Raw genomic sequence first — 21201 nt, forward strand, 5'->3', positions numbered from 1 at the left:
ACGGACTAGTCGTACTTCACCGAGGAGAAGCGCATCAGCTTGTTCCAGCTGTGGGAGGCTTCAATGTGGCGGATGGTTCCGGTCTTGCCGCGCATGACCAGCGAATGGGTCGTCGCGCCGCTGCCGGAGTAGGTGACGCCCTTCAGGAAGGTGCCGCCGGAGATGCCCGTTGCGGCAAAGAAGGTGTCGTCGGTCTTCACCAGCGTACGCACGGTGAAGATTTCGCGGACGTCGATGCCGGAGTCCATCAGGGCCTGCTCTTCCTTTTTGGAGCGCGGGTCCAGACGGGCAAGCATTTCGCCGCCCATGGCGCGGATGGCGCAGGCGGACAGTACGCCCTCGGGGGTGCCGCCGGTGCCCATCATGCAGTCAACCTCAGAGCTGGGGTTGATGGCCATGAGGGAGCCAGCCACGTCACCGTCGGTGTGCAGCTGGATGCGTGCGCCTGCGGCGCGGATTTCCTGAATAAGCTGCTTGTGGCGGGGCTTGTCCAGTACGAAGACGACGAGGTCGTCCACGTCCTTGCCCAGCGCCTTGGCAATCTTGGTCAGGTTGTCTTTGACCGGGGCGTCGAGGTGAACGACGTCCTTGGCCGGTGCGGGGACGACCAGCTTCTGCATGTAGTAGCTGGGACCGGGATTGAACATGGTGCCTTCCGGCGCCACACCAACGACAGAGATGGCGTTGGGGCGGCCAAAGGCCAGCAGGTTCGTTCCTTCCACGGGGTCCACAGCGACGTCAACGCCGATGCCGCCGCCGGCGCCCACCTGCTCACCATTATAGAGCATGGGGGCTTCGTCCTTTTCGCCTTCGCCGATGATGACGGTGCCGTTGATGGGCAGGGCGTTAAAGGACAGGCGCATAGCATCCACAGCAGCCTGGTCCCCGGCCTCTTTGTTGCCTTTGCCGAGCCAACGACCCGAGGCAAGGGCCGCCGCTTCCGTGATGCGGACCAGATCCATTGCGAGATTGCGTTCAGGGGCTTCCACTGTGACTCTCCTTTCTAGCGCCGTATTCGGTTAGCCGAGCTTTTCGGTGATAATGCGGGACAGGTTCTCGGGAGTAAAGCCATATTCCTTGGCGAGTTCACCCGCGGGGGCGGAAGCGCCGAAGTGGTCCATGCCGTACACGATGCCGTCAATGCCTGCATACTTGTACCACAGCGCGGTGGAACCAGCCTCCACAGCCACGCGCAGGCCGCCGCCGAGAACGGCGTTTCTGTACTCTTCGGGCTGCTCGTCGAACAGCTCGTGGCAGGGGATGCTGACGATGCGGACCTTGCGGCCGGCCAGTTGCTTGGCGGTCTCCATGGCGAGGGAGACTTCGGAGCCGGAGGCCATGATGGTCACGTCGGGTTCGCCTTCGCAGTCCTCAAGGATGTAGCCGCCCTTGGCCGGGCCGTCCACCACGGAGGGGTAGGAGGCCGGAGCCAGCACGGGCAGACCCTGACGGGTCAGCAGCAGGGTGCTGGGGCGATCGGTCTGCGTGAGGGCGATTTCAAGGCTGGCACGGGTTTCGTACGCGTCGGCGGGCCTGAAGACCAACAGGTCCGGAATCAGGCGCAGGGAGCTGGCGTGCTCCACCGGCTGGTGGGTCGGGCCATCTTCGCCAACGTAGAAAGAGTCGTGCGTGAAGACATGCAGGACGGGCAGCTTCTGCAGGGCGGACATGCGCAGGGCGTTGCGTTCGTAGTCGGAGAAGACGAGGAACGTGGCGCCAAAGGGAATCACGCCGCCGTGTGCAGCCATACCATTGAGGATGGCGCCCATGGGGAATTCGCGTACGCCGAAAGAAAGGTTCCGCTTGCTGTGGTCGTCGGCGCAGAACACGCCCACGGTGTCGCGGAACTTGGCAGTCTGGTTGGAGGGATCGAGGTCGGCGGAGCCGCCAGCCAGCAGGGGCAACTGGTGCATGATTTCATTCAGGCATGCGCCCCAAGCCTTACGGGTGGCAACGGAGGAGCCGTCCTCGAACTCGGGCAGGTTCAGCTTCAGGTCGGTGCGTTCGGCGGTCACGCTGGCCCACAGGGCGTCGAAGTCGGCGTCGTTTTCGCGGCGTTCGACAATCTTGCGGCTCCACTTCTTGGCCTCGGCCTCGTAGAAGCCGAAGTTGGACTGGAAGTGGGTGAGCACCTCTTCGGGCACCTGGAAGTCGGCCTTGGGATCGAGGCCCCACTTTTCCTTGGTGGCGGCGATTTCCTCGGGAGGCAGCGGCGCGCCGTGGGTTTCGTGGTCGCCTTCGCGGGTGGCAGTGCCCTTGGCCATGACGGTGTGGCCGATGATGAGCGTGGGGCGCGAGCTGAGCTGCGCGTCGCTGATGGCCTTGCGGATGGCGGTGTGGTCGTGGCCGTCAATGTCGATGACGTTCCAGCACATGCCTTCAAACACGGCCTTGTAGTCGATGCAATCGCAGCGGTCGGTGGGACCGGCCAGCTGGACGTCGTTCTTGTCGTACAGCACGACCAGCTTGCCAAGACCCCACAGGCCGGCCAGAGAGGCCGCGCCAAGGGCGACAGGCTCCTGCAGGTCGCCGTCGGAGGCCAGCACGTAGGTGTGGTGGTCCACGGCGTCCTTGCCGGTTTTGGCGCGGAGCATGGCTTCGGCGACAGCTTCACCAACACCCATGGCAAAACCCTGGCCCAGCGGACCGGTGGTCACTTCCACGCCGGGAATTTCAATCTCGGGGTGGCCGGGGGTTTTGCTGCCAAACTGACGGAAGGCCTTCAGGTCCTCGATGTCGAGGTAGTCACAGAAGTGCAGCAGTCCGTACAGCAGGGAGGACTCGTGACCGGCAGACAGAATGAACCTGTCGCGGTTGAACCAGTCGGGATTGGTGGGGTCGAAGCGGAGAAAATCCTTGAACAGAATGTAGGCCATATCCGCGGAGGACATGGGGCCGCCGGGATGACCGGAATTGGCTTTGCGGGTGGCGTCCATGACCAAAGCCTTGAGGACGTTCACGGCCTTGGCATCCAGAGCGGGAATCACCTCGGTCTTCATGGTCTATTTTCCTTTCCGCCGGGGAGGCGTTTGGGTTTGTATCCGGATAAGCCGGAGAATCTTGCGATTAGCTCTTTTCAATGAGGTCGATGCGGCGCTGGTGGCGTCCGCCTTCGAACTCGGTGTCGATGAAGATGTCGAGAATCTGCTGCGCCGCGCCGGGACCGGTGACGCGCTCGCCAAGGCACAGGACGTTGGCGTCGTTGTGCAGGCGGGTCATGAGGGCCTGGTAGGAGTTGGCGCAGACCGCAGCGCGGATGCCGGGAACCTTGTTGGCCGTCATGGACATGCCAATGCCGGTGCCGCAAACGAGCACGCCGAGGCATTCGTTTTCCAGAACGTACTGGGAAAGCTGCTTGGCGTAGACGGGGTAGTCGACGCTGCAGGTGTCGAACGGGCCAACGTCGTGGACGGTGATGCCGCGCTCTTCCAGGTGCTTCTTCAAGGTCTCCTTGAGGGAGAAGCCTGCATGGTCAGAGCCGATGGCGACCGCTTTCTGTGACATGATGCCACCCTTTTCGTGATGTGAGTTTTGATGGTTCGTGGCAGACGGCCGGCTATTTGCCGGATTCCAGACCGAGGTCCTTGGCACGGGTCTTCAGGTCGTCCTCGCGGGCGCGGGTGCACTGGTCGCGGAGGTAGTCAATCTCTTCCTGAAGAAACTCGATCTGCTTGAGCGAGAGGTGAATCGCGGAGTCCGCGGCTGGGATGCTGCCTGTGGACTTGCGGCCGTCTTCGCCGGGGATGATGGTTTCGTGAACCTGTTTGCCTATGGCTGCGTACTCTTTGGCGAGCCGCTTTTCCAGTTGGCGGATTTCAATGGCGCGCAGGCCTTTGAGGACGAGCCACTTGAGTTCGCCCGTAAGGACCTTGAGGCCGGTGATCAGGTTGTCCGTCACGCTGTCGCTCTTCTGCCGAATATCCGTTCTGTCCATCTTGACGTCGGGCATCATTCAGTTCCTTGAGAAGTGTCAGAGTTCAAGCGGTGCAAGCGAGTCCAGAGGACGCATCACCGTTCCGGGGGGCAATGGAAGTTCCAGCGCGCCCCGGGGCCAAACATGAGTGGACGTATCCACGTGCTTCACCCTGAGAACCGCCCGGTCGCCGGGCTGAATGCGTAAGTCCAGACGACGGGCGCGGGGTGCCGCGTCCGCTTCGTCTGTATACCGCTCAAGGCGAAGGGTCCAGTTTTTGTTTTTGTGCCGCCCGGTCAGTTCCACAGGTTGGGCCATTGCGTCAAGGGTTATGCTTGACACTTTTCCCCCCGTAACGTGGTAACAAAGCCCGCCATCCGGTTGTATTTCAACGGAATCGTATGATTTAGCGACAAGTTTTGCGTATTGGCCGCTGAGCAGTTGCGAAAGCTCCGCAAGGCCAAAAGGCACGGGAACGCCAAGGGCGGCTGCGGTCCCGTCGCCTCCATGTTGAATATAGGCGGTGCGCTGGTCGGGTATGTAGCCGACAAGGGTGCCGGGGTCCTGCCGCAGGCTGGCCACAAGGGAGCCAAAGCCTGCGCTGACGTCCATACGCAGCGCGCCATCCGGCTGCCCCCACAGTTCAATGCGGACGCGTCCGGTGCGGCGGCCTTCCAGTTGTAGGCTGGCCGCGGCGCGGATGCTCTGGGCCTGCCGCGCGAGGGAGCGCTCCTGAAAGGTCGCCCACAGGGCTGGAGCGTCCACAACGGGCACGGCGGCCGGGCGGGGCTTCGCGCAACCGGAAACGAGCATGGCGGCCACAATGGCAGCCAGCATGACGAGAGCGGCCCGCGGCATGTGCCGCGGGCCGTTGACGGTTGGAATCATAAGGCGTCCAGCTTCTCCTGAACGGCAGGATTGCCGGGATTGAGTTCAAGACTGTTGCGGTAGCCTTCGCGGGCCTTGGTCATTTTGCCAGCCGCGCGGGCGATGTCGCCGTAGTGCTCCCAGATGGTGGGGTCGTCGGCAACGCGCTCCACGGCGCGGACGATGTGCTCCCATGCCTTGGCATAGTCGCCCTGCAGGTAATACAGCCACGCCAGCGAGTCGATGATGTAGCCGCTTTCGGGCTTCAGCTCCAGTGCGCGGTTGATGAGGATGGCGGCGCGGTCAAAGTCTTCGCCGTCCTCGGCAAGGGCGTAGCCCACATAGTTGAGGGCGTCCGCATGCTCCGGATTGATGGAGATGATGCGTTCCATGGTGGCGATGCCTTCCTGCCGCAGCCCCTGCTTGTCCTGAACAATGCCAAGAGTGTAGAGCAGGCCGGTATCCTTGGGCCAATGGCTCAGCGCGCCTTCAAGCACTTTGCGGGCTTCGTCGTTGTGGCCCAGGGTCTCGTGGATGCTGGCTTCAAGGAGCCAGTAGTCCTTGATGTCCGGGTTCTGCTCTTTTTCGTGTTCCACAAGGGAGAGGGCGGCGTCGCTTTTGCCGATGTCCACCAGTAGCTGTACGCGGAAGCGTATGGCCTTGTCGTGGTGCACGTCCTCGCGCGGGATACGCTCAAGGAAGCTCAGCGCTTTGCCGGGGTTCTGGTCGCCATCGTAGGCGAGCAGGGCTTTGTAGAACCACACGCGGGACGCAGCCTCGGACTCGTCCAGAGGTAGCGGGTCCAGCACGGTGTGGGCCTGGTCGAAGAACTTTTCCTCAAGGAACATGGTGGCGGCTTCCAGCGCGAACTGGGTGTCCTCCGGTCCCTGCTTGAACAGGCTGAGGGCCTTGTCCGGGTTGTTCATCTTGAGGTTGAGGTCAATAAGGCGCAGCCACACTTCGCCGCTGGTTTCGCCAAGCTCCAGAATGCGGTTGTAGGTCTCCTCGGCGGCGACGTAGTCACGCTCCACCTCGAAGAGGTAGGCCATTTCGGCCCATGCTTCCACGAATTCGGGCTTGAGCTCCACAGCGCGGTACAGCTTGCCGATGGCCTGACGGTTCAGGCCAAGGCCTGCGCTGGCTTTGGCGCTGTAGTAGAGCATGGAGGCGTCGCGGGAGTCGTCTGGTACGCGCTTTAAGACATCAAGGGCGCGGGCAAAGTGCTTGGACTCGATAAGCACGACAGCCAGCTCTTTCTGCGCGCCCCAGTCGTCGGGGTGGCGGGTGAGGTAGTCCTCAATGGTCACCGCCGCGGCGTCGAAGCGCTTTTCGGCAAAGTAGGTGGTGGCGAGGGTTAAAACGAGGTCGCGGTTTTCCGGGTGCAGCTCGATGCCCTGTTTGAGCAGCGTGCGCGCGGTGCCGACGTCGTTCTGGCTCCAGTAGAAGTTGGCGCCTTCGAGGAAGACGCGCGGAGTGGACGAGAGTTCGAGCAGCCTGTCGATGGCGGCAACGGCCTTGTCGTGCTGGCCGAGGCGCTGGGCTGTTTCGAACTGCATGAATCTATAGGATGCTTCCGCCTTTTGGGTCATTTCCCATGTGACGGGCTCTTCTGGCGGCGTCGCCGTTGGTCCGGCGGCGCAGGAGCAGAGCAGGGCCGCAGTTATCGCGGCGAGCGGAAGGTGTAGCAGTCGAGGCATAGCGGACATGTGTCTCCGGTTGGAATGAGGATGCTTCCGCAGGCGGCGCCACATGCTTGCGCCCCTTGCCTTTGGCAATGACGCAGCGTGGTCCGCCTTGGGCCGGGGGCCGACCACAGGGACCGTCTTGCACGGTATCGTGTTTCAGTATCCGCTGACAAGGGCGGACACTGCGGCCTAGGTGCCCAGCAGCTCCTGCTCAATTTCCTTGAGGCGTCGATAGATGGCCGGAGCGAGGGACAGCCCCTGCTCAATGAATTCCGGCCCGAAGGCCTGCCCGGTGCGCGTGCGGAACGTGGTGGAGATTTCCTTGATCTTTTCCAGCCCCACGGGGAACAGCTCCAGAATCTCCTTCACGGAGAGTTCGTTGTAGTCGCACATTTCCCAGAGGGTGGTGGAGAAGTTGTCTGGTCCCCAGCGGAATTTGTCCGCGTCGTACAGGGCGTTGGCCACGATTTCGGCCTCGGGGTCGTCGGTGGAGCGGCGCTCGCGAAAGGCCTCATGATCGCTGATGGCGAAAGTGATGATTTCCTTGTCACGGTCCGTGATGGGGTAGTCGTTGAGGATCATGAGCGCCACTTCCGCGCCCTTGGCGGCGTGGTCGTCCTCCAGGCGGCAGGTGTCGTGCAGCAGGCCGCTCATCTGTGCCAGATAGGACAGGTGGCGGTTGCGCTCCACGTCTTCGCCGCGGGTTTCGCACAGGACGATGGCTCCGGCCTCAATGGCGACCTTTTTGGCGTGGTAGACGCCGTGGCTCGCGTCGTCGTACAGGAAGGGGATAACGTCTTCCTGCAGGCGCAGCATAACCGGGTTGTCGAAGAAGTTGCGGTTGCAGTGGCTGATCTCGGCGGCGCATTCCTTGTAGAAGGCGGGCTGGTCCAGCTTGGCGGCGAGCACCTTCGCCTCATTTTTCATTCTACGGAGTGTTTCATTCATTCGTATGGATCCAGTCGTCTGAAAAGTCTGCGATGTGTTCGGCCATGTGTTCCCGGAGCTTCTTGAGCAGGCGCGCCTCAATTTGGCGCACCCGTTCGCGGGTGATGCCGTACTTCTCGCCAATTTCACGGAGTGTGACGGGAGAGTCCGACAACAGGCGCGAGGTCAGGATGTCCTGCTCCTTGTCGTTCAGCTTGGGGAGGATGGTCTTGATGTGTTCCCGGACCATGAGAGAAATCTCATCCTGGGCGACATCTTCTTCGATGGCGGGCTGCAGCGCGGGCAAAAAGTCCATGCGGGAGGCCCCGCCCTCTTCGCCAATAGGCATGTTGAGGGACATATCCTGCCGCGAGAGCCGCTGGTCCATCTCAATTACCACGTCCTCGGACACGCCGAGGTTCTTGGACAGTGTCGCCGAGTCCGGGTCGAACCCAAGGCTCTGCAGGCGCTGCCGCTCCTTGTTCAGATTATAGAAGAGCTTGCGCTGGGACTGCGTGGTGCCGATTTTAACCAGCCGCCAGTTGTCCATGATGAACTTGAGGATGTAGGCCTTGATCCAAAACGCCGCGTAGTAGGAAAACTTGATGCCCTTGTCGGGGTCGAACTTCTGCACGGCGCGCATCAGGCCAACGTTGCCTTCCTGCACGAGGTCCAAAACGTTCTGCATCCAGCGGCGCTGGAAATCCATGGCGATCTTCACCACAAGGCGCAGGTGCGACGAGACGATGCGGAAGGCCGCCTCGTTGTCGCCTTCATCACGCACGCGACGGGCGAGCTCCTGCTCCTCTTCCGGGTCCAGAAGAGGAAACTGGCTAATCTCGCGCAGATAGAGCCTGAGCGGGTCGCGCGGCATAAGGTCCGAGCTGCCCGCGGGCTTGAGAACAAGCTCGCCCGGCGTCTCGTCAGCATCCGGGGTGAACCCGTCGCCGTCCACGGTCTCTTCGCTTTCCAGCTCGATGTCGTTTTCGTCGATAATGGTGTGATCTTCCATTCTTTGTTATAAAACTCTTCAGCTTTGTTGTGTCTTTCCGGGCCGTGCCACCAGGCAGGGGTTGGGCGAGGGCGCAGAAGGGGGCAAAAGGCCTAAAAAAAAGGCATAATGCCTGCCACAGGGTTTGTGAAGTATAGAGTTTTTATTTGTCCTTTTCAATGTTTTTAAGTACACAACTCAGGCCCGGCAAGCCCCGGAATACGTGGTGGGCGGGCACATTCGGTCTTGGCCGCTTAACCAGCAAACACGGAGCACAACGTTGCCAGATTTTCGCCGTTTTCTCAAAGAACGCAACGTCTTTGCCTTTGACGGAGGCATGGGGACGCTTTTGCAGGCCCGCGGCCTGCAACCCGGGCAATCCCCGGAAGCGTTCGGCATGGCCCATCCAGACATCGTCGCCGACATCCATCGTGAATACATAAACGCCGGAGCGCGTGTTGTCACCACCAACACCTTCGGCGGAACGGATTTCAAACTTGATTCCGGTCTTGATGCCTTCTCCTTCAACCGCGAGATGGCCGCCGTGGCCCGAAAGGCCGCTGGTGACCGAGCCTTCGTTGCAGGGAGCGTAGGCCCCACGGGCCAGTTCTGCAAGCCGCTTGGCGACCTGACCTTCCGCGAGCTTGTGGAGGCCTTCGCCAAGCAGATTCGTGGCCTTGCCGAGGGTGGAGCCGACCTTGTCATTGTGGAGACGCAGTTTGACCTTGCCGAGTGCCGCGCCGCCGTCATTGCCGCGCGTGAGGTGGGCAATTTGCCCGTTGCCACGTCCATGACCTTCGAGGACGGCGTCAGCCTTACCGGCACGCGTCCGCTGACCTATGTGGACACCATGCAGAACCTTGGTGTGGACCTTATCGGCACCAACTGCTCTGCTGGTCCCGAGGGCATGCTGGAGGTCTTCAAGGCCATGATGCCGCGCCTGCGCACGCCGTTCTTTGCCGAGCCGAACGCCGGACTGCCCGAGCTTGAGGGCGACCAGACGGTGTTCCGCCTTGGCCCGGAGGACTTCGCGCGGCAGATTCGTCCCTTTGTGGAGATGGGCGCCAAGTCCATCGGCGGCTGCTGCGGCACCACGCCGGAGCACATCCGCTGTGCCTGCAAGGAATTCGAAAACGCCACGTGGACCATGCCCGAGGCGACGGAGGCCCGGAGCCTTGTCGTCACCTCGCGCTCGCAGTCCGTGGCCCTGCACCCGTCCCGCCGCAGCAAAATCATCGGCGAGCGCATCAACCCCACGGGCAAGAAGCAGCTCACTGCCGAGTTGCAGGCCGGGCAGTATACCGAGGCCTTTCGCCTTGCCAAGGAGCAGGTGGAGAGCGGCGCGCATATTCTGGACGTGAATGTTGGCGCGCCTATGGTCGAGGAGCACCGGCTGCTCCCGGACCTCGTCTCGTCCCTCGTTTCCCGCGTGCAGATGCCCCTGTGCCTCGATTCTACAAATATCGACGCCATCCGCGCCGGGCTTGAAGCCTACCCCGGTTCTCCGCTTGTGAACTCCATCAGCGGTGAACCCGGCCGCATGCAGGAGCTTGGCCCGCTGTGCAAGCACTACGGCGCGCCGTTTATCATGCTGCCGCTTCAGGGCCGCAAGCTGCCGGTTACGGCCAGCGAGCGCCTCGCCGTTATCGAGGAATTGCTGCAGGAAGCCGATTCCCTTGGCATTCCGCGCCACCTCATCATCGTGGACGCGCTGGTGCTGACCGTGTCGTCCAAGCCGGAGTCCGCCAAGGCGTGCCTTGATGTTATCCGTCACTGCCGTGACGAGTGGAATCTACCCACGGTGTGCGGCTTGTCGAACATTTCCTTTGGCCTGCCGGCGCGTGAACTGCTCAACGCCTCCTTCCTCGTGATGGGCATGGCGCAGGGGCTGTCGGCGTTTATTGCCAACCCCGGTTCCTCGCGTCTTATCGAGAGCGTCGCCTCCTCCGAGGTGCTGCTGAACCGCGACCCGCAGGCGCGCTCCTACGTGGCGAACTTTGCTGAGTGGAAGCCCACGGGCGGGCCGCTTCCCGGCCGCGATAGCCACCTTGGCGGCGCCAAGAAGGTGGAAAGCCTCGGCGACGCCGTCATTGCCGGCGTTGGCGACGAAATTCTGCCCCTCATCGACGCAGAGTTGGAGAAAGACCGCGACCCTTTTGACCTTGTTGACGCGGACCTCATCCCCGCCATCACCGAAGTGGGCGAAAAGTACGAGCGTAAGGAATACTTCCTGCCGCAGCTTTTGCAGTCCGCCGAGACGATGCAGACGGCGTTTGAGCACTTGCGTCCCCACCTTGAGGCCTGCTCCGGTGCCAAGGAAAAGCCCAAGGTCATCATGGCCACCGTTGAGGGCGACATTCATGACATTGGCAAGAACATTGTCATCCTCATGCTGCGCAACAATGGCTTTGAGGTTATCGACCTTGGCAAGGACGTTCCCGCCCAGCGCATCGTGGAGACGGCGCGAGAAGAGGGCGCGGCTGTCATTGGCCTTTCCGCACTGATGACCACCACCATGATCCGCATGGAGGAGACGGTTTCGCTGGTACGCGAGATGGGCCTTGATTGCGGCGTGATGGTCGGCGGCGCGGTGGTGACGCAGGACTACGCCGACAAGATTGGCGCAGACGGCTACTCCCGCGACGCCGTGGACGCCGTGAAGGTGGCCAAGACCCTTGCCGCGCGGCGCGCTGCGTCGTAGGACAAGCCGTTGGCCGCGCCGGACTGCTTGCCTCTGGGGGCGGCCCGGCTTTGCCCTTTGAGACAAAACGACCACCGGCGGCGCTTCCGCTTGGCCCGGACGGGCTGCGGGGCGTCGCCGGATTCAGGCCGCACATGCACCGGCGGCAAGGAGATACAGTATGCGACGATGCATGATGCGCTATGCGGCGCTTTTGGCGCTGGTGACGGTGTTGCTTCTTCCCGCGCGCATGGTCCGCGCTTCGGCGGATTTACCGGGAGCCACGGACGACACCGTGTCCGCCATGGATATCATCCGGACGGTGGGCAGCGCCGAGGGGCGCGTGGTTATCGTGAACTTTTGGGCCACATGGTGCCCGCCGTGCCGCCGCGAAATTCCCGAACTCAACCACCTGCGGGGGCAGTATTCCCCGGATGATGTGCTCCTGATGGGCATTTCCGTGGATGAGGACGAGGCGGCCTATACGGACTTTGTGGCCGAGCAGGACTTTACCTATCCCGTGCGCCGCGCCGAGCAGTCGGTGCCGCGTTTCTTTCGGATTTCCGGCATACCCCGTGTGATGGTGTACGACACCACGGGCAAGCTGGTGGTGAATCATGAGGGGATGGTCACCGCCGACCAACTCGGCGAGGTGGTCGATTCCCTCCTTGAACAGAAGTAGGACGACATGGACGTATATATTCGCAAGGCGCGGATGCAGGATGTGAAGAGCATTCACCTGCTGCTGATGGAATGCGCCGGACAGGGGCAGTTGTTGCCCCGCTCGCTCAGCTCGCTGTATGGGCATTTGCGTGATTTTTATGTGCTGGTGGACCGTGGGGACGAAACTGTTTTTGGCTGCTGCGCGCTGACTATTTTCTGGGAGGACCACGCGGAAATCCGTTCTTTGGCCCTGCATGAAAAGATGAAGGGGACCGGCTGGGGCCGCCGTCTGGTGGAGACCTGCCTGTCCGAGGCGGTGACGCTGGGGGTTTACAAGGTCTTCACGCTGACGTATGTGAGCGGCTTTTTCGCACGGCTGGGCTTTCAGGAAGTGGAAAAGGATGTGTTGCCGCAAAAGGTGTGGACCGATTGCATCAACTGTCCCAAGTTCCCGGACTGCGACGAAACGGCCATGCTCATCACGATGTAGCTGCCCGGGCCACGCGCCCGCGCCCACGGCTAGGACCGCAAACAAGGATGCAAGGTTTGAGCGACAAGACCAAGAATATGAAGGTAGTCATCTCCCCCGAGGAGATTCAGGAACGCGTAGCCACCCTTGGCCACGAAATTACGGAGCGCTACAAGGGCGAGCCTGTTGTCGTCGTCTGTGTGCTCAAGGGCGGCTTTTTGTTCTTTGCTGACCTCGTGCGCCACATCGACCTCGACCTGGAGTTGGAGTTTGTGCGTTTGGCCAGCTATGGCCGCGGCACGGAAAGCGGCGAGCTGGTGTTCACCAAGGACATGGAAATCTCCATCAAAGACCGCAACGTCCTCATCGTGGAAGACATTGTGGACACCGGCCAGTCCATGGACTTTTTGATGCGCACCCTTGAGGAACGCAAGCCCAGAAGCCTTGCCATCGCCGCGCTGGTGGACAAGTACGAGCGTCGCGAAGTGGACGTAAAGGTTGACTTTCCCGGGTTCCATCTTGATAAAGGGTACATCGTCGGCTATGGAATGGATTTTGCCGAACGATACAGGGAGCTTGACGGAATTTACGAGCTCGTCGAATAATCCACCGCCGGACGCGGCGGTAGCACATGGATTTGGCTCCGGGTGCGGAGGCTGAAGGAGAGTGATTCGCGTATGGTCGTTGAATGTCCCAGTTGTCACACGACATACAACTTTGATGACAGCGTTGCCCAGCCCGGGCAGAAGCTGCGCTGCACAGTATGCGAACATGTCTTCGCATTGCCCTCCGGTACCGACGGTGCGGGAGACGATGCGGACCAGCCGTCCGCAGACGACGCAGGCGCTGAGGTCTCCTCTTCTCAGGGACAGGAGGGCGATGCAGGGGGAAGTTACGACTTCAATCTGGATAGCTCACCTTCCGGGGAGAAGAAGGGCAAAAGCAAAACGCTGCTCATTGCCCTTATTGCCGTGGTTGTCCTTTTGGGCGGCGGCGCAGGGGTAGCCTATTACTTTGCGCCTCAGCTCCTTGGGGGCATTGTTGGCTCCTCATCGGACAACACCACCGCCGACGGCATGCCGGACCCTGCAAAAATGCAGGAGATGGTGAAGCAGATATCGCTGGAGAGCATCCGCCAGTATTACGTGGATAACGAAAAGGCCGGGAAGATTTTCGTCATCGAAGGCCGCGCCCTCAACGCCTCGGCCGCTCCTAAGGAGCTTATCGAGGTGGAGGCCAGCCTGTTTGATGCGAACAACGCCGTGCTGGATTCGTCCCGCCAATTCTGCGGGAACACGCTCTCGCTCTTTCAGCTTCAGGTGCTGGGGCAGGAGGAGATTGCCACCGCGCTGACCGACGAGGCCGGCATAGGTTCCAACAACGTGAACCTGCAACCCGGACAGGATGTGCCGTTCATGTTTGTCTTCTTCTCACCATCGGAGAATGTGTCGGAGTTTGTGGTCAAGGTGGCCGCGGTCCGGGACGTCGAAGACCTTTAGAAGCTTTACAGAGGGCCGCACAGGGTGCGGCCCTTTTCTTTTGCCATAGGGAATCATGAAGAAAAAGCTCATATACGTGTGCAACGAGTGCGGCAGCGTCAGCCCCCGTTGGCAGGGACAGTGCCCGCATTGCGGCATGTGGAATTGTCTGGAGGAAAAGGCCGCGCCTAAGAAAGCCACGGGTACGGGCGCACGCGCGGCGTCCGTGCCGGGCGGCAGTGTGTCGTCCATGCATGCGCCGGTGGCGCTGACGGAATTCACCGAGGAGAATGCCGAGCCGTACACCAGCGGGCTGGACGCGCTGGACCAGATTTTGGGCAAGGGGCTTATGCCCGGCGGCGTGGTGCTTATGGCGGGTAACCCCGGCATTGGCAAGTCCACGCTGCTTTTGCAGCTCACGGGCAGCGTTGGCAGCAGTGGGCGGCGCGCGTTGTATGTGTCCGCCGAGGAATCCCTTGGTCAGGTGCAGGGGCGCGCCCAGCGTTTGGGACTGCTGTCCCCCAATCTGCTCGCCATGTCCACCACGCGTCTGGAGGATGTGCTGGCCGCCATGGAGGGGGCTGGCCGTCCGGAGCTGATGATTGTGGACTCTGTGCAGACGCTGGCCTCGGACGAGGTGGACGGCCTGCCCGGAAGCGTCAGTCAGGTCCGCGCCGTGTCCACGTCGCTTATCGAGCGGGCCAAGTCCACGGGCATTACACTGGTGCTGGTGGGCCACGTGACTAAGGACGGGCAGATTGCCGGGCCAAAGCTCCTTGAGCACATGGTGGATACGGTCCTCTCGCTGGAGGGCGACAAGCGGCATCTGTTCCGCATCCTGCGCGTGATGAAGAACCGCTTTGGTCCCAGTCACGAGCTGGTGGTCTTTGAGATGCGCGGCAGCGGCATGCAAGTGGTACACGACCCGTCCACGTTCTTTTTACAGGACCGTGACCCCGGCCTGTCCGGAACCGCCCTTGTGATGGCCGTTGACGGGCAGCGGCCCTTTGCCGTTGAGGTGCAGGCGCTTGTGAGCAAGTCGTTCCTGTCCATTCCCCGCCGTACGGCGCTGGGATTTGACGCCAACCGCTTGCACTTGATTTTGGCGGTGCTGGAAAAGCGTCTGCGGCTGAATCTTTCCGGTGTGGACATCTACACCAAAATCGGTGGCGGCATGAAGATGACGGACCCGGGGCTGGACGCCGGGATTGTGGCGGCGGTGCTGTCGTCCTTTTATGACCGGCCGCTTCCCGAAGCCGCTGTGATGTGGGGCGAGATTGACCTTAACGGACAGGTCCGCCCGGTGGCGAGTCACGACATCCGCATGAAGCAGGCCCAGCGCCTTGGCTATGGGCCTATTGTTGCGCCGGAGTCCGGCGGCAAAGGGGCGAAGACTATCAACATGTTGCAGACGCGTCTGTTCGGCAAGGGCGAATAGCCCTGCGAGGGGTACGCGCCTCCGCCTCAAAAACGCATTGCGAAAGGGGCCTCACCGAGTGGTGGGGTCCCTTTTTGTGTGTGCGGACAGGGGACGCTAGGTGCCGCCGTTGCGGGCGCGGGCATGCAGGGAATTGATCATATCCTGCAGGGCCTCTGGCTGCATGGGATAGGTGATGGTGCCGGCTATGCCATTGTCCATAAGGATGCTGTGTTGCGCGCTGGCGTCGCGCTGAAGGATGCCGATGATGGGGGGCGGCGAGGGCGTGACCTCCTGAAGCGCCCGCAGGGCCTCAAGGGACTCCGACGCGCTTGGGCCTGCCACAAGCAGGATAAAGGCGAAGCTGTGCGCGCGAAGCGCTTGGAGGGCTTCGGCATGATTGCTGACCCGGATGGGCGAGTATCCCATGTGCCCAAGGGGCCGTTCAAGGGCGAAGTGGTTGACTTGGTCGTCCCCGACAATGAGCACTTGTTGCTGTGTCATGCGTGATGACGCCTTGCGGGCCGCGGAGGAATCTGGTGGGCCTTGGGGCGCTGCCGAGTCGGGTAGCTCGACCTGAATGGTGAAGTAAATGGCTGTGCCAACGGTTTCCTCGGAATCCACGGCGAGCGTGCCGCCGAGGCTCTCCACCATTTGCCGTATGATGCCGAAGCCCATTTCAGGAGGGCTTTGCCCGGCTGGCGTAAAGGGGAGAGTGGCGGGGCGAGGCTCAAAGCAGGTGTCGACCCGGTCGTCGGAGAAGCCGATGCCTGTATCCGTAATGACGAAGAGAATCACCTGATGTTTGCCGTCCGGGCGGTAGGGCAGAGGTGACACCTCCATGTCCACGGTTCCATGCTCCGTGAACTTGATGGCATTGCCAAGAAGGTTGAAGAGGATTTGCCGGATGCGTCGCGCGTCCCCAATGACGGAGCCTGTGGCTGTGTCCGCGATGGTGGTGCGGATTTCGATGCCCTTGACCTTGGCCTCGGAAACGAAGGAATCCACCACCGTGGTGATGATGTCGGGCAGGGTGAATCTGTCGTGCAATATTCCAGTGATGGGCGACTGCATCATGGAAATGTCAAAAATATCATTGAGCACGGTGAGCAGGCCGCTCCCCGCCCGGCGGGCAAGGGTCGTCGGCTCGATTTGCTCTGCGGAAAGCCGCGTACGCTCCAGCATCTGCAACATGCTGAGCAGACCGTTGAGAGGCATGCGGATTTCGTGACTCATGACGCCTACGAATTCGGATTTGACCCGGCTGGCCAGTTGCGCCTGCTTGTTGGCCTCCTCCAGCTCCGCGCGCAGGCGGGTGGATTCCGTGATGTCCATAATGCTGAGGAGCGTGGCCGTATAGGTGCCGTGCTCGTCGCTGACAGGGGCAAGGGACATCATAACGTCCAGCACCTCGCCATCCTGCCGCACGAGCTGTGTTTCCGTGGAGAGGGGGAGCGTATTCTTGATGGTGAGAAGATTACCCAAAAAGTCGGCGCGGTGCTCCTCGGGGAGGTAGTCGTCCGCAGTGCTTTGCAGCAGCTGGCTCTGCTTGACACCCAGCAGTTCAAACATGCGCGGGTTGGCGTAAAGGGTGTGCCGGTCCGGATCCACCAGCCAGATGCCTTCGTGCAGGTTTTCTACCACCAGCCGGTATTGCCGCTCGCGTTCGGCCAGCGCCTGTTGGGCGGCTTCGCGTTCGGCAATGCTTTCCTTCAGGCGCTTGTTGGTCTCGCGCGTGCCGAAATACTTCCAAAACACCATGGCAATGCCAAAGACCACCATTATGCTGAACATTGTGGTCACAAGGCGCTTGGACGCAATGGCAGACTCGTGCTTGCCGTACCACTTGGTGTAGATGGCGTTATAGTCCTTGCTCTTGACGAAATCGTGTATGGCGCTGTCGAGCCGCGTAAGAAGTTCCGTGCGGCCGCGGGCCACCCCGATGCCACGTTTTATTTCCTTTTGCGGGGGACCAATGGTTCGTATGCGGTCCTCAATGTCCAGCAGGCGCGCCAGCCGCCAAATAAGCGGCTCCGGATAGATGATGGCATCCGCTTGCCCGGAGATAAGCAGGCTGAGCAGATCCTGCGGGCTTTTGACAAGGATTATCTTGTGGCTGCCGAAGTCCTTAAGGATGGTATACCCCGCGTTGACCATGATTGCGCCAATGACCTTGCCCTGAAGGTCTTCAAGAGTCTCAAGGTCTGTGGATGCGGAGCGTACAAAGAAGGAAATTTTGAACGTTTCGATGGGTGCGGTGAATTCGAGGAAATCGGAGCGCCGCTGCGTGATGCCGATATTGGGGATGAGGTCGGCCTTGCCGGTGCGCAGGGCGTCGTGAACCAGGGTCCAGTTTTTGTAAATATCGTAGCGGATGTTCAGCCCGGTGCGCTTGGCAAGATGATTCATGATGTCAATGGCGAAGCCGGTGGCCCTGCCGGTTTCGTCCGTCATGTAATGCGGTGGAAAATGCTCGGGTACGGCGGCAATGATGGTCTCGTTGTCGCCTTGCGGGGCACAAAGTCCAGCGGGCGGCGCAAGGAGGAAGAGGGCGAGTACACACGCGGTCAGTAGAGCCTTGAGAGCCAGCAGAGAGGGTGCTGGCTTATGGCGCAGGCGTCCGCGCGGTATCCGCTTCAGTCCAAATTCCATAATTGTCCCGTAGCATAAGCCGATTACAGGTATAGGTTCCACGTAGAGAATACTATAAAGAGACCGTTTGGGACAAGCGGTGCAGGATGAAAGTGCGGGGGGAGAAGAGGCGCGCAGCAGGAGGCGTGCGAGGCGGGATGGAAGAGGGCGACAGGTGGCAGAAAGAAAAAAGGCCCATCCCCGGAGGGGATGGGCCTGAATCAGTGTGATTGTGGCGGTAGGACTACAGGACGTCCCACTGCTGTCCGGCGGCAGTGTCGTGCACATCCACATGCATGGCGGCCAGTTCGTCGCGGACGGCGTCGGAGGTGGCGAAGTCCTTTTCCTTGCGGGCACTTGCGCGCTTTTCGAGCAGTTCGTCAACCTTGGCGGTATCGATGCCGTAGCGGCGGACTTTCACGTCGCGCAGTTCACCCAGGAAGGTTTCGGGGTCCTGATTGAACACGCCAAGCGCCGTGCCCCACGAGGCCAGCAGATACAGGGCGCGCGTCCACAGAGCCTTGGCCCCTTCGCTCTTGCGCCAGCTTTTGTTTTCCGCAACGCGGCCAACAAGGCGGATAAGGCCGAACACGTGGCCCAGAGCGCCAGCGGTGTTCATGTCGTCGTTCATGGACTTGTTCCACTCGGCTTCGAGGGTCTCAAGTTCTTCGGTCAACTCGGCGGGCAGTTCTGCGCCGCTCCACTTGCTACGCTCCAGAGCGGCCTGGATGTCGCGGCGGGTGGTGTAGATGCGGCGGAGGTTTTTTTCCGCTTCAAGCATGTTGTCCGGGGTGAAGTCGATGGGGCTTCTGTAGTGCTTGGTCAGCAGGAAGTAGCGCAGGGTCTCGGGATGGTAGCTCTTGAGAATGTCGCGGATGGTGGAGAAGTTGCCAAGAGACTTGGACATCTTTTCGGAGTCCACCTGAACGAAGCCGTTATGCACCCAGAAGCGCGCCATCTCGGTCTGCGTGGCGGCCTCGGACTGGGCGATTTCGTTTTCGTGATGGGGGAAGATGAGGTCCTGCCCGCCGCCGTGGATGTCGAAGGGCAGTGCAAGGTGCTTGTCGCTCATGGCGGAGCACTCAAGGTGCCAGCCGGGGCGGCCGCCGCCCCACGGGCTTTCCCATTCCGGCTCGCCGGGCTTGGCGGCCTTCCACAGGGCGAAGTCCAGCGGGTCTTCCTTTTCGTCTCCGGGTTGAATGCGGGAGCCGGAGCGCATTTCGTCAATGTCGCGGCCCGAAAGCTTGCCGTAGCCGTCAAAGGAGCGGACGCGGAAGTACACGTCGCCAGATTCGGTGGCGTAGGCGTGCCCGTCGTTTATGAGCTTTTCCGTCAGGGCGATCATCTCGCCGATGTGTTCCGTTGCTCGGGGTTCAAGGTCCGCACGCAGCACGTTCAGCTTGTCCATGTCCTCATGGAACGCCTCGATAAAGCGCTGCGCCAGTGCGGAAGGATCCTCGCCGTTTTCGTTGGCACGGTTGATAATCTTGTCATCCACGTCCGTGAAGTTGCGGGCGAAGGTGACATTGTAGCCAAGGTGGCGCAGGTAACGAACCAGAACGTCGAAAACAACGGCGGAACGAGCATGGCCAATATGACAGTAGTCGTAGGCGGTGATGCCACAAGCGTACATGCGGACATCGTTGTCCCTGAGCGGTGTGAATTCCTCTTTACGACGTGTCATTGTGTTGTAGAGCTGCATTGGCCGTACTCCAGTTTTGTCCTCAAACGGATTGATAATGTTGATAAAACCCCGGCAGGATACACTATCCGGGCGGGGTGGAATCATGCCTCAAATGAAGTGGGGCGTCAAAGACCTTTGGGCCTAATTTTCCGCGCCCTGCGGCTGCCGCATGCCGGTGACGCAGGCCACGGCCTTGATGCCGTGCTTCTTGCCCGTAAAGCCGAGGCCTTCTTCAGTTGTGGCCTTCACGTTGACGCGGGCGGGGTCCACCCGCAGCAGCTGCGCGACGTTGTCGCGGATGCGGCGGCGGTAGGTGGACAGCTTGGGCGTCTGCGCGATGATGGTCAGGTCCGCGTGGGTGATGGTCAGGGCCTCGCGGTGGGCGATGTCCAGAACCTCGGTCACGAGGACGGCGGATTCGATGTTGTCAAAGGCGGGGTCGTTGTCCGGGAAGTGCTGGCCGATGTCGCCTTTGCCAAGGCAGCCCAGCAGGGCGTCCGCAAGGGCGTGCAGCAGCACATCGCCATCGGAATGCGCAACCACCTGCAGGTCGCCGTCGATGGGGATGCCGCCAATTTTCAGCGGGCGGCTCGGGCCGTATTTGTGTACGTCGTAGCCCCAGCCCACGCAGGGGTAGGCGACGGGCGCATTGGTGGTGAGCATGCGCAGGTCCTCCGGAGTGGTAATCTTGATGTTGCCTGCCTCGCCGGGGACGGTGGCGACGCGTTCGCCGATGGCTTCCACCATGGAGGCGTCGTCGGTGACGGCGAGGCTCTTTTCGCGGCAGATGGCGTGCGCGCGCTGGAGTAGGGGCACGGCAAAGGCCTGCGGGGTCTGACAGGCGCGCAGTTCGGCGCGGGGCAGGGTTTCGGCTATGGTGCCGTCCTCGGCCACGCGCTTGATGGTGTCCGCAACGGGGATGGCGGGGATGACGGCGTCGTGCCCGCCGTCCATGGCGGCAAGCAGTGAGGCAATGAGCGGAGCACTGGCAAAGGGGCGCGCCGAGTCGTGCACGAGGACGTGGGTGCAGTCCTTGGGGAGCATGGCGAGGCCGTTGTGGACGGAATCCTGCCGCCGCGGGCCGCCTGTGGCGACGAGGCAAGGCAGGGAAAAGTCGTCCTGCGCGGCAAGCTCCTTGACGGTGCGCGCGCCGTCCTCGGCTTCGCCCTCGGGGAAGACGAACACGAATCCGGCGATGCGGGGCACGCGGACCATGGTCCGGGCGCTTTTCCAAAAGAGCGGGGCGCCCTCATAGGGCAGGAACTGTTTCTTGGTAGCAAGCCCCGATGCGGCGAGGCGGGAGCCTTGTCCCGCGGCGAGAAGTATGGCCCAGACTGACATAGCGGTCTTCTTTGCGGTGGAAGGTGATGGATACAAAAGGGGCGCGAAGGCGATAACGCCTCCGCGCCGCCTGTCCTTGCGGAGATGGGAGTCGGACGGTAAGCCGGGTTCTGTCTCCCCTTACGGGGCGGTCATCATTCCTCTAGGGCCATGGTTGCCCATGGCCTCCAGCAACCTACCCGGAAGCATCAGTCGGGCCGACCTCAAACGCTTCCCTATTTGGTCTTGCTCCGAACGGGGGTTACCTAGCCCGCCGTGTCACCACGGCGGCTGGTGGGCTCTTACCCCACCGTTTCACCCTTACCAGCACGGTGTGCTGGCGGTTTGCTTTCTGTGGCCCTGTCCATGGGTCACCCCACCTGGACGTTATCCAGCGTTCTGCCCTGCGGAGCCCGGACTTTCCTCCCCGGCCCTTGTGGGCCGCGACGATGACCTGTCCAACTCCCGAATATTGT

Annotated in this window: 17 protein-coding genes and 1 other RNA gene; 6 read left to right on the forward strand and 12 right to left on the reverse strand. The window is 61.5% G+C overall.

Annotated elements, in window-relative coordinates; all coding sequences use genetic code 11:
• Nucleotides 1-5 precede the first annotated feature (5 nt).
• From glpX to ACI3L3_RS08795, 8 genes are all read right to left on the reverse strand, one after another.
• The gene (glpX, locus tag ACI3L3_RS08760; RefSeq protein WP_404844733.1) at nt 6-989 is read right to left on the reverse strand and encodes a class II fructose-bisphosphatase; all 984 of its coding nucleotides are present in this window, start codon (nt 987-989) and stop codon (nt 6-8) included.
• Between the two features lie 30 nt (nt 990-1019).
• A complete protein-coding gene (gene tkt, locus ACI3L3_RS08765; RefSeq protein ID WP_404844734.1) occupies nt 1020-2999 on the reverse strand; it encodes a transketolase in 1980 nt (659 codons plus the stop codon).
• Between the two features lie 67 nt (nt 3000-3066).
• Nucleotides 3067-3504 carry a ribose 5-phosphate isomerase B gene (rpiB, locus tag ACI3L3_RS08770; protein ID WP_404844735.1) on the reverse strand — a complete coding sequence of 146 codons (438 nt, stop codon included), beginning with the start codon at nt 3502-3504 and terminating at the stop codon, nt 3067-3069.
• 52 nt (nt 3505-3556) lie between these two features.
• Nucleotides 3557-3952, reverse strand: a complete 396-nt coding sequence (locus ACI3L3_RS08775) for a hypothetical protein (RefSeq protein WP_404844736.1) — start codon at nt 3950-3952, stop codon at nt 3557-3559.
• Between the two features lie 18 nt (nt 3953-3970).
• Nucleotides 3971-4801, reverse strand: coding sequence for a LolA family protein (locus ACI3L3_RS08780; RefSeq protein WP_404844737.1), 831 nt, complete (start codon nt 4799-4801; stop codon nt 3971-3973).
• Nucleotides 4798-6336: a tetratricopeptide repeat protein gene (locus ACI3L3_RS08785; RefSeq protein WP_404844738.1), complete on the reverse strand. Its 1539-nt coding sequence runs from the start codon at nt 6334-6336 to the stop codon at nt 4798-4800. Before ACI3L3_RS08785 ends, ACI3L3_RS08780 begins: the two co-directional genes overlap by 4 nt.
• Nucleotides 6337-6654: 318 nt before the next feature.
• Complete coding sequence (locus ACI3L3_RS08790) at nt 6655-7413, reverse strand: hypothetical protein (RefSeq protein ID WP_404844739.1); 759 nt, start codon at nt 7411-7413, stop codon at nt 6655-6657.
• Entirely contained in the window at nt 7406-8404 is a 999-nt protein-coding gene (locus ACI3L3_RS08795) for an RNA polymerase factor sigma-32 (protein WP_404844740.1), read from the reverse strand. Before ACI3L3_RS08795 ends, ACI3L3_RS08790 begins: the two co-directional genes overlap by 8 nt.
• A gap of 259 nt (nt 8405-8663) precedes the next feature.
• Here ACI3L3_RS08795 and ACI3L3_RS08800 point away from each other — a divergent pair, with 259 nt between their 5' ends.
• The 6 genes from ACI3L3_RS08800 (at nt 8664) to radA (ending at nt 15111) form a co-directional block, all read left to right on the forward strand.
• On the forward strand, nt 8664-11084 hold the full coding sequence (locus tag ACI3L3_RS08800) for a homocysteine S-methyltransferase family protein (RefSeq protein WP_404844741.1): 2421 nt from the start codon (nt 8664-8666) through the stop codon (nt 11082-11084).
• 160 nt (nt 11085-11244) lie between these two features.
• The gene (locus ACI3L3_RS08805) at nt 11245-11745 is read left to right on the forward strand and encodes a TlpA family protein disulfide reductase (protein WP_404844742.1); all 501 of its coding nucleotides are present in this window, start codon (nt 11245-11247) and stop codon (nt 11743-11745) included.
• A gap of 6 nt (nt 11746-11751) precedes the next feature.
• Nucleotides 11752-12216 carry an N-acetyltransferase gene (locus ACI3L3_RS08810; RefSeq protein ID WP_404844743.1) on the forward strand — a complete coding sequence of 155 codons (465 nt, stop codon included), beginning with the start codon at nt 11752-11754 and terminating at the stop codon, nt 12214-12216.
• A gap of 77 nt (nt 12217-12293) precedes the next feature.
• Nucleotides 12294-12800: a hypoxanthine phosphoribosyltransferase gene (gene hpt / locus ACI3L3_RS08815; protein ID WP_404845213.1), complete on the forward strand. Its 507-nt coding sequence runs from the start codon at nt 12294-12296 to the stop codon at nt 12798-12800.
• Between the two features lie 72 nt (nt 12801-12872).
• Nucleotides 12873-13694: a DUF3426 domain-containing protein gene (locus ACI3L3_RS08820; RefSeq protein WP_404844744.1), complete on the forward strand. Its 822-nt coding sequence runs from the start codon at nt 12873-12875 to the stop codon at nt 13692-13694.
• Nucleotides 13695-13749: 55 nt separating this feature from the next.
• The gene (radA, locus tag ACI3L3_RS08825; RefSeq protein WP_404844745.1) at nt 13750-15111 is read left to right on the forward strand and encodes a DNA repair protein RadA; all 1362 of its coding nucleotides are present in this window, start codon (nt 13750-13752) and stop codon (nt 15109-15111) included.
• A 96-nt stretch (nt 15112-15207) separates the two neighbouring features.
• On the opposite strand, the gene ACI3L3_RS08830 is transcribed toward radA, so the two are convergent.
• The 4 genes from ACI3L3_RS08830 to rnpB all read right to left on the reverse strand — a co-directional run bounded on the left by ACI3L3_RS08830 (nt 15208) and on the right by rnpB (nt 21191).
• A complete protein-coding gene (locus ACI3L3_RS08830) occupies nt 15208-17742 on the reverse strand; it encodes a transporter substrate-binding domain-containing protein (protein ID WP_404844746.1) in 2535 nt (844 codons plus the stop codon).
• 223 nt (nt 17743-17965) lie between these two features.
• Nucleotides 17966-19423, reverse strand: a complete 1458-nt coding sequence (gene cysS, locus ACI3L3_RS08835; RefSeq protein WP_404844747.1) for a cysteine--tRNA ligase — start codon at nt 19421-19423, stop codon at nt 17966-17968.
• A 123-nt stretch (nt 19424-19546) separates the two neighbouring features.
• The gene (gene ispD / locus ACI3L3_RS08840) at nt 19547-20746 is read right to left on the reverse strand and encodes a 2-C-methyl-D-erythritol 4-phosphate cytidylyltransferase (protein WP_404844748.1); all 1200 of its coding nucleotides are present in this window, start codon (nt 20744-20746) and stop codon (nt 19547-19549) included.
• Nucleotides 20747-20829: 83 nt separating this feature from the next.
• An RNA gene (gene rnpB, locus ACI3L3_RS08845) (RNase P RNA component class A) lies at nt 20830-21191 on the reverse strand.
• Nucleotides 21192-21201 lie beyond the last annotated feature (10 nt).

The sequence above is a fragment of the Desulfobaculum sp. SPO524 genome, assembly GCF_044987625.1.
Classification (GTDB): Bacteria; Desulfobacterota; Desulfovibrionia; order Desulfovibrionales; family Desulfovibrionaceae; genus Desulfobaculum.